This is a genomic window from Chitinophaga ginsengisoli (assembly GCF_003014595.1).
GTDB classification, from domain to species: domain Bacteria; phylum Bacteroidota; class Bacteroidia; order Chitinophagales; family Chitinophagaceae; genus Chitinophaga; species Chitinophaga ginsengisoli.
On record NZ_PYGK01000008.1, the window covers coordinates 327116 to 337881 of the forward strand.

At 38.6% G+C, this 10766-nt stretch carries 8 protein-coding genes; all 8 read right to left on the reverse strand.

Annotated elements, in window-relative coordinates:
• Positions 1–16 precede the first annotated feature (16 nt).
• The 8 genes from tnpB (CLV42_RS34610) to CLV42_RS20575 all read right to left on the reverse strand — a co-directional run bounded on the left by tnpB (CLV42_RS34610) (position 17) and on the right by CLV42_RS20575 (position 9768).
• On the reverse strand, positions 17–379 hold the full coding sequence (gene tnpB, locus CLV42_RS34610) for an IS66 family insertion sequence element accessory protein TnpB (protein ID WP_106603809.1): 363 nt from the start codon (positions 377–379) through the stop codon (positions 17–19).
• 130 nt (positions 380–509) lie between these two features.
• Complete coding sequence (gene tnpC, locus CLV42_RS20545) at positions 510–2267, reverse strand: IS66 family transposase (protein WP_146154440.1); 1758 nt, start codon at positions 2265–2267, stop codon at positions 510–512.
• A gap of 42 nt (positions 2268–2309) precedes the next feature.
• Positions 2310–2675, reverse strand: coding sequence for an IS66 family insertion sequence element accessory protein TnpB (gene tnpB / locus CLV42_RS20550; protein ID WP_106603811.1), 366 nt, complete (start codon positions 2673–2675; stop codon positions 2310–2312).
• A gap of 3 nt (positions 2676–2678) precedes the next feature.
• Positions 2679–3005 (reverse strand): IS66 family insertion sequence element accessory protein TnpA, encoded by a 327-nt coding sequence (gene tnpA, locus CLV42_RS20555; protein ID WP_106603812.1) that lies wholly within the window; start codon positions 3003–3005, stop codon positions 2679–2681.
• A 50-nt stretch (positions 3006–3055) separates the two neighbouring features.
• Complete coding sequence (gene tnpA / locus CLV42_RS34615) at positions 3056–3361, reverse strand: IS66 family insertion sequence element accessory protein TnpA (RefSeq protein ID WP_106603813.1); 306 nt, start codon at positions 3359–3361, stop codon at positions 3056–3058.
• Between the two features lie 350 nt (positions 3362–3711).
• Positions 3712–4176, reverse strand: a complete 465-nt coding sequence (locus tag CLV42_RS20565) for a hypothetical protein (RefSeq protein ID WP_106603814.1) — start codon at positions 4174–4176, stop codon at positions 3712–3714.
• 514 nt (positions 4177–4690) lie between these two features.
• The gene (locus CLV42_RS20570) at positions 4691–8929 is read right to left on the reverse strand and encodes a caspase family protein (RefSeq protein ID WP_106603815.1); all 4239 of its coding nucleotides are present in this window, start codon (positions 8927–8929) and stop codon (positions 4691–4693) included.
• Complete coding sequence (locus CLV42_RS20575) at positions 8926–9768, reverse strand: alpha/beta hydrolase family protein (protein WP_106603816.1); 843 nt, start codon at positions 9766–9768, stop codon at positions 8926–8928. Before CLV42_RS20575 ends, CLV42_RS20570 begins: the two co-directional genes overlap by 4 nt.
• Between the last annotated feature and the right edge of the window lie 998 nt (positions 9769–10766).

The following is a 10766-nucleotide window of genomic DNA, read 5'->3' on the forward strand; positions in this document are numbered from 1 at the left end:
TAATGTTAGCGCGATGTTAACGTACTGATGTTTGTTGGCCGTACCTCTTTCGATAATGAACTTTTTGGAGACTGATGCCCTGTAGAATCAATACCAGCTGACTGTAAGTAATTACCACATGTCTTTGGTCGTGGAGGAACACCGGCAATTCAAAGGTACCCGCCTCCAGGCGCTTATGGAATATAGCAAATCCATCTCCCTGCCAGACCAGCAATTTAATTTGATTACGCCGGTTATTTAAAAACATGAACACATCTCTGGAAAGCGGGTCTGTGCCTATTTGTTCTTTGACAATGGCAGCCAGTTTATAGAAGCTTTTATTGATATTGATGGGTTCACGATACAAGAAATATCGGCAATCGGGGCTTAGTGTAATCATTTTGATATCCCCAGCAACTCTTTTAAGAAAGCGGAAGACACTTGCTGATTGATCACAAGTCGACTGTTATGTAATGATTCGGTTCTCGGCATCGATGAACTAATCAAGCCAGACCCTACCTTTGCATCGGTTATTTCTTCTTCCAGTTGTGAGGTAGTAAGTGGATCAACTGATTGGCAGGGCAGTCATGCAGACGATCGTATATATCGCATAGGTATGTAAATGGATCAATGTCATTAAGGTGGCATGATTCAATCAGAGAATAAAATAAAGCAACCCGCTCGGCTCCATGTTCATTGCCTGCGAACATTGAGTTCTTGCGGAAGATGGTTACAGGACGGATTACTCTCTCCACACCATTGTTGTCAGGGTCGATATATCCATTTTCGGCAAATGCTTTTAGGCGAGGCCATTGCCCTAGTGCATAATTGACTGCTTTAAAAATAGGAGTTCCTGGCAAATGATCCTGGTTTTTCTGTTCCAATAGCCATGATTTGATTTTATCCAGGAAGGGAACAGTATATTTCCGCCGAAGTTGTAGGCGCTGGTCAGGAGTTAATTTATTCCTGTCAGCATAAGCTTCTATCCGGTAGATGACATTGAATAATGTCAATACCGGAGCTACGAGTTTTTTATCATATTTTTCAGCCTTCTTAAAACCACGGCGGATATGTACCAGGCAACTCATCATCGTGACCTGATCATTATTTTTGAAGGCAGCAGTGTATGACCCCAGACCATCAGTCTGAAGTATACCTTTAAAATCTTTCAGCACTTCTCCCGGTATATGTTGGCTTCGGGATGGGTTAAATTCAAACAATACTAACTTATGTTCTGGGGAGAGGAACACCCATAACCAGCCATTAGAGGGTTTTCCTTTGCCTACATCACTTAAATATTTAAGCTTGGTCTCATCAGCCTTGATATATGTTGACTGCATGATCACTTTCCGCAGGCATCGCAACAGCCGTTGTAACTTCTTATAGGCGACCTCTTCCCATCCGTCGACTGTCGATGCTGCAAAGTCTACACCTGTGGTGTTTTTAATAAATCTCAGTTGACGGTAATATGGATCTCCATATCCAAAACGGCGGCTATGCAGGTGAGCAAGTAATCTGTTCCCAACAGTACCTTTTTCTACCATCCGTGGTTTTACGGGCTCACAGATAATCTTACTCTCCTCATTGATATACTGTAGGTGCTCTTGCTGTACTTTAATAATTTTGCCTGGTTGGTAATCATAATAGGTGGTTACCTTTTTACCCATTGGCTTGAGACCCGTTTTATCACCACTGATATCAATAGTTTCAGTTTGAACTTCCAGCCATGATGGTTGTACTCTTCTTCCAATATGAGCCTTGTATCTTTTCTTCTTCCGGTTGCCTTTGATTATTTCCTGATTTGCCTGGTGTATATCCGCAGGAGTTACAGCAATGCTAATGATCTCCTCTATTTCCTGCGTATCAAACTCACTACCCAAAGTTTGTTGGATGGCAACATTAATAAGTGATGATTCAGGAACAAATTTCTCCGATTTCTTTCCCATCAGCATATCGCAAAACTCCTGCAACTGAACTTCCTTACGCAGACCTGCTTCCGCCTTATCTCTCATATCTGCATTGGCCTTCTCAAGGATCAAAATCCGCTCCTCCAGTTCTTTGATTACCTGCTCTCTGTCCAGCATGATTTCATGCGCCTGATGAAGATACCTGTTCAATTTGATGCATTCTTCCTTCTTTGCTTCCAGCTGGTTAGTCAGGTCATATATGATTTTTCCGAAGGTAATCCGCTCCCGCATGAGCGATTCTGACAGCTCGGTGTTTGCCCCTGTCAATGTGGAGATTTGTTGTAAAGCGTCTGTTATGGAGGTAATTAATTCGGGGCGCACTGCGTTGTAGTCGTGGTTACGGCTATATAAACGCAGATGATATTATAATGGTTTGGTTACAGCAACATTTTTTCGCTCATATCTTTTCCTGTACCTGATTTCAACACCTTCCAGGATCAGCATTACATCCTTCTTTTCCAGTATAACTGATCGTGTAGCCTGATCATACACCGGTGTCCCAAATGTACCCTGCGCTAATCTTTTATGATATAGTGCGTGGCCATCACCTTCAAAAACCAACATTTTGACCTGCGTGCGTCTACCATTGAAGAAAAGATAGATCACTCCACGGTTCAATGGATCCTGGTCCATCATATTCCGCACGATCCCGGATAATCCGTTTATGCCCATCCGCATATCAGTATGATGGGTGTACAAATAAAAATTATAACCTGCAAGAGACAACATGGATCAACGATTTATCAGCTTGAGTAAATATTCTGCAGGAACAGGCTGGTAGATCTTTATGCCCATCAGTTCAGCAAACAGAGGTTGACACTCACCTGGAATACTGATCGATTCAATATTGATGGGTAAAATGGATGGCTTGCTTAATACCGCCGTATCGGTTTTTCTATATTTGCGAAGCCAGTAGTAAAAGGTCTTCTCTTTGATCTTATTAGCTGCGCAATATTGTGCAACTGTTTTGCCAGATGCAGGATACCCGCTGACAATCTCCTTCATTCTGTCTGCCTTGGTGGCGAGATGTTCATTCCTTTTAACAATGGTCTTTTGCATAAAATTGTTTTTTGCAAAAGTCTGCCGTTTTTAATTCACTTCGGGAATGGTCAGCTCCGAATCATTACACTGTTATCTGGCAGCAGATACTCTGCAAATGGGGTCGAATAGGTCGATTTCTCAGGAATAAGCGCAACAAACGATGGTGCTTTAACTATCCCGGATTTACGTTTTCTTCCCATGTCAAACTGTTTAATCCAGGTCTTCAAACCAGACACCGATATACCTTTTTGCTCGCAAAACTCTTTCATCTTTAGAGAACTCTGTTGCCACTCAGATAGCAATCGCTTCTTTTCAGTAACAGATATCCGGGGCTTGGGAGATCCCTTGCCGACACTTGATATTGATTGGTCCATGTTCCAAAACTACAACCAATAAATACTATCGGAAAGATGCACTTGGACGTAGGGATACAGGAAACTGAAAAGTAACTAGTCCGATTTTACCTATTTTTGTTTTAAATAATACATCTTCCACAAAAAGTATGGGAGGCCTGCCTTCGGCAGGAATTAAGTTTTGTCAAAGCGGGTGGTCAAGATACCGTTCCGCTGGTCAGCATCTCCGGAATACACACTCTAACATTGTAATTGCAATCTGCCGGGGAGTATCAAAATAAATATTGCATAAATTCCTATCGTGAATTTCGGTTACAATATTATCTAGATCACTCGCTATTTCTAAAGCTTCTGTATAAGTCAATTTATAATCAACCCCTGTAACTCCATATTTTTTTTGCGTTACAACTTAAAAACATTCCTGGAATTCCCATGAGGTCCTTCTCTATATTTTCCAGCTTCATAGTAGTTCCGTCAGGAAAATAAAAGTTGCCCCTATCATTATGGCCTATGATCGTAAAACCTATTCTCGGAAGATACTCATCATAATTATCTTCATTTCCTTTGCTCATAATATATTTCATTATTATTCCTAAATCAGATGATTTCTTAATGATATAGACATTCTTTAAGTCTTCATGCTGATTCAATAAGGTAACAATGTTACCCAATTCACCTATTCCCGGTTTCCTTTTAAAAATATTAAAAAACTCCTCTTCATTGGCAGGCATACTGAGAAGCATAATTGTATTGGGCCTATCAAAAAGAGTTAATTTCTGCCCATATGTAAAATCAATTAACAGAATGGCTAAAAATGCTATAAATACCGCTTTCATAAAAAGCCGCGACCAGAATAAATGTAGTTGGGGTCATACATTAGATTTAAGTTGGAAGATTATATTTAACCCTATTGCATACTAGATATGTAGTATAAGGCCACCAAGGTGTTCATTGACAATTATCAATAACTACAACAACATAAGAATATGCTTTTTGAAGACTAGTCCTTGGAGGTGAAGTTGCGCAAACATTAAACAATTAACAATACCAACTAGTTTGTATTTTTCACTTCTCTTTTATCCAATTCAAAATAGGTTCGATTTTCATCTATTTAATTTTTCTAGCAAGACCTTTATTCCCATCATAAACAAAAGCATTTTGAATATAAAATTTATGTTATAAGCAGTTTAAATTGTTTTATAACCAATTTAAACTGCTTATAATCAATATTATTTGGTTCGCAAACATTCCGCTACTGGGCACTTGGCGAAAAGCCGGAGAGAATTCTCTTCGGCTTTTTTATGTATATATCCCTCTTAGGCTAGCGCGATCAGTACAGTAAAACTATAACTAACACTTCCGAGGAAACAAATCCGCTACATTAATCATAACTATTCCCTGTACAGTATGTATAAACAATCCTCCCTTAACACCCTGTAAAATTTTCAGAATAATTGACCGCAGTTCTATAGTGTAAAATCCTTCTAATTCTACACTCCAAAATTTTAGTGTACCAGCGGTATCTCCAGAGATAATAAAACTGTTAACTCCCTGGTCAAAAAATAAAAGTGCTGTAATTTTAACCGGATGCGCATTAGCTAACTCATAGACTATTTGTCCGGTTTCAAAATTAAAAATAGTTATATGGCCGTATTCAGAAGCCGAAACCAATATTTTCCTATTCCCCCAATCGCCAGAAACCAGGCATTCAATATATTCACCATCATTTCCAAATGTATACCATGACGCTAAATATGATTCGAACGTAATGATATCCTCATAATCCCCAACATTGACCATTCCATATTTACTTGAGAACGCAATCCGAAGTTTATTATTAAAAACCATCCCTGTAAGACCTTCTATAGTTTTGTCCTCCTGACCTGAAATTAACCTAAATTGATCATTAGCCGGAATTTCTTCGCTGGTTGTAATATTCCATATGCGAACAGACCAGACATGGTTTTCCTTGACAGCTGCAAGCAATATCTGTTGCCCATCTCTTTTAAGTATGAAAATAGTTTGTATAAATTCTGCTTGAAACAACTTCCTATAATTAGATAGTTTAGCATTATCTTGATTAATATCTATTAGACCTAAATGAGAGTTGTCTGTCACACAAATTAATTTCTCCTCATTTGTAGTAATAGCTAATGATGTTATCCGCCCTTCCAGGGGAATAGCAAATTTTTCTAAAACCAAGCCTGTAGATACATCAATTAGATTTATACCATTAGAGCGACTACCTCCATAAACTACTGAGAATCTTTTCAATTTAACAGCAATAGTTGTGATTTTATCATCTTCAAGCTGCGTGGATGAAAAAGCCATCTTGCTACCCTGAATTGAAGCAATATCCCAAAGATGCAAAAAAGTTCCATTGTCATCTTTTGTAAGTAGCTTCTCTCTTCCTGAAAGTTGAATAACCCTATATGAATTACCATATATTCTTATCCCAGGATACCATTGTCGATCGCTAGCTATAATGCTACGCGATTCCGAATCGTAATTAATCGTAGAGCTATACAATTCTCCCATATATATTGACAACAGAATAGATTTCCCTTCATTTGCAGATATCCATGAATATGCAGTAGTATATTCATCTCTAAATAATACATTCCTGGCTTTAAGATCCCATATCTCTGTTGGCCCCCAACTATCCTGAGACACTACAGCCATTGTTGAATTGTATATATTTAATACCTGGAAGTCTAGAAATACACCTCTATTATCAGAAGGATTATGCCAGACTGTAGAAAAATCTTCCAGCGAAAACAAGTATATATTACAATTTGATCCATCTTTCTCAATGTTGAGATGGTCCCCAACAGTTAACAAAAATTTCTCCTGTCCTAACTGCACACAATCCATATTATAAGCCTTGGTTTCCATTATCTCATCCCGCTGCATTACTAATGCTAAATCAGGTAATGTCCGCATAACTAAACTAGCGGGTTCCTGGTAAAGGATACAAACATTTTCTCCTTTCCTTTTAGTAACCTCCATTAACCGTACCTTTCCACCGCTTTGGGTCGTATTAACCCACTGGGAATTCAAATTAATGGTCTTGACAAGCCCATCCAACCATGCAAGCACCAACAACAAACCAGAATCATGTTCTGAGAAACAAAGGGCTCTTGCACCTTTGTTTGTACTCGTATCCCATTCATATGTTTTGTCATAAGTCTCCAGGTTCCAAATCTCCACCACCCCACGTTCACGACAAACTGCCACCACATTTTGTCCCTCCCATTTACCATGAGCTATTGCAGTAATATTGGATTTGCCATGCGCAATTTCATGACTGGAAAATTGAGGATTCCATATCGCCCAATTTACCCGCCATGGGGTCTTTAATACTTTCCACGCATCATGAATTATTAAATCACACTGTCCATATTTCCAGGAATTCAATTTTAGATAAACCGCGGCCTCTGATAAATCTTTATTCCTGATATGATGTATCGAACTTTGATACACATTCGCTAGAATAGGATCAATCTGATTGCTTTGCGATAATAGTATTGCATGCAGCTTGATAGGATTAGCATATAGCAAGAAAAGGGGATCTATAACCAGGCGTTCCAGGTCGCCGCTAATAGCTGCATGATCGGGTAAGTAATTGAGCAAATAAGGATGAGCTAATCGCCAGTCGTGATTATTCTCTTGAGCAGGGAGCAAAGGAACCGTATTTATCAACGCGTTTACAATTATCGTGTGTGCTTTCCTTTCACTTATTTCACCCCTAAGGTATTCCCTCATTGCTTCATGATACAGTTTAAAAACTGACCTATTGTTCTCTAGTACTTCTAGGATGAATGCACCTGCATTCTCTATCACCCAGCGAATATCCTCATCCTTGTATTGTATCTCAGAAAATACATTTACCAATGTAAGCCAGATCTGATCCCAGGGAATACCATTTCCTTGAGCCCATGCCAATGGAAGTAAAATGTCTCTCACTCTTTTCTCCTGCTCATTAAAACTTTTTAAGTACAAGGTAAATGCCTGGTTCACTGTAGAAGGATACTCAAAAGCCTGTTTATTGAATACCTCTAAATCTGCATCTCCCGTTAAAAAGGCTGCAGTCGCCAAACGTCCGATCAGAAAATTAGGATAAGCTTTAGCAGTTATCATACTTGCGGCCTGCAACCGCTCTTTATCGCTAGAAATTCCAACCAACCGCTTTAATACATATTGCTCAAATTCCGCTTGATTAATGTAATCTCCATCATCTGTACTAATGATTTCAAAATCAGCACGCGTTTTCCAAATAGTATCTGGTCGCGAGCCTATGATCAATTTGACATTCGGCAATTTACTTAAAGGTGCCAATAGCAGGTTATAAATACGTTCTTTATCTAACGACTCGTCCAAACCATCCAACAGCATAAAGTAATGACTGACACTTTCGAACGCATGGATAACGGTTTTTAGGGAAGGCTCAATATTGAGTGACTGGGCCACAATCTGAACAATATCCTGTAAGTTTTTCCCTCTTGCCAACACAGCCAGATCTAACTGTTGAAAGATCGGTAAATAAGTCTTAAGATCAACAGGAACCTCTGCCTGAGGTTGTGCTAACAAAACGATCATCGACAACATAGTAGATTTACCAGAACCGGGAGGTCCTGTAACAATCAACATTTGAGAACTCCGCACATTCAACCAACCCGCAATGGCTGAAAGCATTTTCGTTCTCCCTGTAAAATACCAGCCCGATTCACTATTCGTAGATACCCCTCTGGCATTCGGTTCCCAGAAATACTTGAAATCATCAGGATTTGCTGATCTTAAGATGGACCGATTCGTAGTCGTTGTAGTTGTAGTCGATGTGGTATACTGTATCCCAGCTATATAGTGAGGATTAGGAAAAAACTGTTGCTCTGTATCTGGTGATGCCGCAGTTACAAAAAGTGGCTTATGTGTTAATAGTTTATTATATATCGCCGGAATGATCTGATCAAAATATATATAAGATTGCTCCTTAGACTTTTTTCCAACCTCATCCACTGCTGCTATCAGTGCCCTTGACAAACCACCTGCTCTTGCTTCCTCCTCTGGAAAAGATGCTGCAAGAATATAAAACATATTCCCGTAATTCCCACGTTCAAAGGTATTCTGTAAAACATCGGATAAATTTTCCACTCCCGTTCCTGAGAAACATGTATCCAAAATAAATAACATTCTCCTGGTGTTTCGTTTTGCTCCTCCCGCAGTGATTCCTGCCACCATTTCCCCAATTTGCCTAACCGAAACCGCTGTATTAGTATGTCTCCCCGTTTTATAATCTCTTGTCAATAAATACAAACTATTACCACCAACAATCTCCCCATGCCCAGTATAATAAAATACTACCCAATCATCAGCACAACGACCCGGGTCAGCTAACCAGTCATCCATTTTCATTCTTAGGTCATTAGAAAGTGGGTTAATACTGATCTCTTCCAGCTCCAGGTCATATTTCAATTGTTTGCTAAAAGTGGTCTTGATGTCTTTTACAATTTCTACAATCTGGGGGCGTTGCTGATCGGGAAGAAGAAAATCATATTGAGAAGTGCCAGAAGCAATTAATATCTTTCTCATAAATTTTTGGTAATTATTTTGCCAATCTGTGATGTAGATAAATAATGTTGACCGCTATGTGCGTCCGAACCGTTATTAACAATGAGATCCCTTACCCTGTTCCCGAACAAGCCACTCAAAGTTTTATCCAAAGCTACTACATCCCCTTTATCTGCCACATTCAACCAGGAATCTACTGGCGGTACCAGACCTTGACCCTTGGTCGGTCTGGGATTTAGTTTGTCAAAAATAAGGTTCCGGATTCCAAGCGGAGAACCCATTGTAATAAAACACACCACATTATGATCGTTTCTGAATAGACTTTCATAAGCAACCACCGATCCAAGGGAATGTCCTATAACTATCTTGACATCAGCGGTTAATTTTTCTAATACCCTATTGATTATAGCATCATGAATATCTTTGTTATTCATATAACTAATCACTTGTTTCAAATCGCCCATCATCATATTCTGAGATAACCTGACAAAAAATTTACTTTTGGACAGACTATTTAACGCTCGTTGTATCCATTGTGGGGTGGAGCTTAAATATTCTCCCTCAAAATCTGATTTGGAAGGTACCTTGCCAGGCTCTATTTTCGCTGCTTCTTCCCATAGGTTTTCGAGTAAGTGGATTTCTTCTTCATTCAGATCTTCTGGACGGTAGATTGGATCAGGACCTAAGTGATCTCCCCTTCTAAACAAATCTCCATAGAATGGGCATACCAAATCTAAGGGATTGAGTTCTCCCCCGGCCTTATGTACGCCACTTAATAAGTATGGCCACCATTCATCATGAATAACAGCATCTCCTTTGAATTGTTGACCAATACCGTGAACAGCAAGAATTTTTGGCATGCGGATAGCATTTATAGTTAAAGAAAGGAATATCCGAATTGGAGCTTATATTGTAGGAATAAATACAAACAGTATTGTATAAATCATTTTATACAATTGCATCATCACGGTTTAATTACCGATAATATGCAATACGCAGCGCCAATAAAAAATATAGACAATTAAATAGGTAGTACATCCAAACTAAAATAAAATGAGGAATTTGAGGAAATTATGTCAAGTTACTATTTCGAGGCCTTTGATAAGGGGAAACACTTGTTAAAGCAATTCTAAATGAATTGTCAACAATAACCAAACCTTAATACATATTTTTTATTTCATTATTTGGATGAATTATTAGAGCTCTGCAACAGGCAGAAATGTAAAACAAAATCTTGAAAAGGCTGTCGGCATCTTCTACAAGGAAGACAACAAATATTTAGGTTCATAAAAAAACATCAAGCTGCATTTGATTTTGAGGCGATGTAGAAGGTATTCAACGTAAGCCATAGTGTTTACTATAGCCAGCTTCAATGGAAACCATCATTATCAGCAACAAGCAATGAACTGATCTGCAAAAAAGTAGAAATAATCTATCATCAAAGTAAGGGACGGTATGGAAGCACTAAAATCTCAAAAGAACTTAAATCCTTAAGTGATTGAGATCATAAAGATTTGGTAATTTGAGACAATTGGATGAGAGATGAGAGTTTTTTCCATATATCGTTATAAAACATTAATTTACAAATTCAATAACGACCATCCATTATGAGATAATCTTTATTTTATTTGCTCCAATAAACATAACCTATTAAATACTAGTACCAGTTGGTTCGATAACCTACCGCTACTGGGCACTAAAAAAAGAGGGTGTCTCAAAAATAAAGAGGCACCCTCTTTATTTTTATATACGGCAGTATAGATTGCTATATATTGATTGTTATTTATCTGGGACAAATCTAGCTGGAATGCGGTATAGTGTATTATATAGATATTGGGCAGATATTTGAGTATTATTT

Excerpts from the sequence above, each read along its gene's own strand:
- CLV42_RS20565 (WP_106603814.1), bottom strand. The coding sequence starts at position 4,176 with ATGAAAGCGGTATTTATAGCATTTTTAGCCATTCTGTTAATTGATTTT.
- tnpB (WP_106603809.1), bottom strand. The coding sequence starts at position 379 with ATGATTACACTAAGCCCCGATTGCCGATATTTCTTGTATCGTGAACCC.
- tnpB (WP_106603811.1), bottom strand. The coding sequence starts at position 2,675 with ATGTTGTCTCTTGCAGGTTATAATTTTTATTTGTACACCCATCATACT.
- CLV42_RS20570 (WP_106603815.1), bottom strand. The coding sequence starts at position 8,929 with ATGAGAAAGATATTAATTGCTTCTGGCACTTCTCAATATGATTTTCTT.
- tnpA (WP_106603813.1), bottom strand. The coding sequence starts at position 3,361 with ATGGACCAATCAATATCAAGTGTCGGCAAGGGATCTCCCAAGCCCCGG.
- CLV42_RS20575 (WP_106603816.1), bottom strand. The coding sequence starts at position 9,768 with ATGCCAAAAATTCTTGCTGTTCACGGTATTGGTCAACAATTCAAAGGA.
- tnpA (WP_106603812.1), bottom strand. The coding sequence starts at position 3,005 with ATGCAAAAGACCATTGTTAAAAGGAATGAACATCTCGCCACCAAGGCA.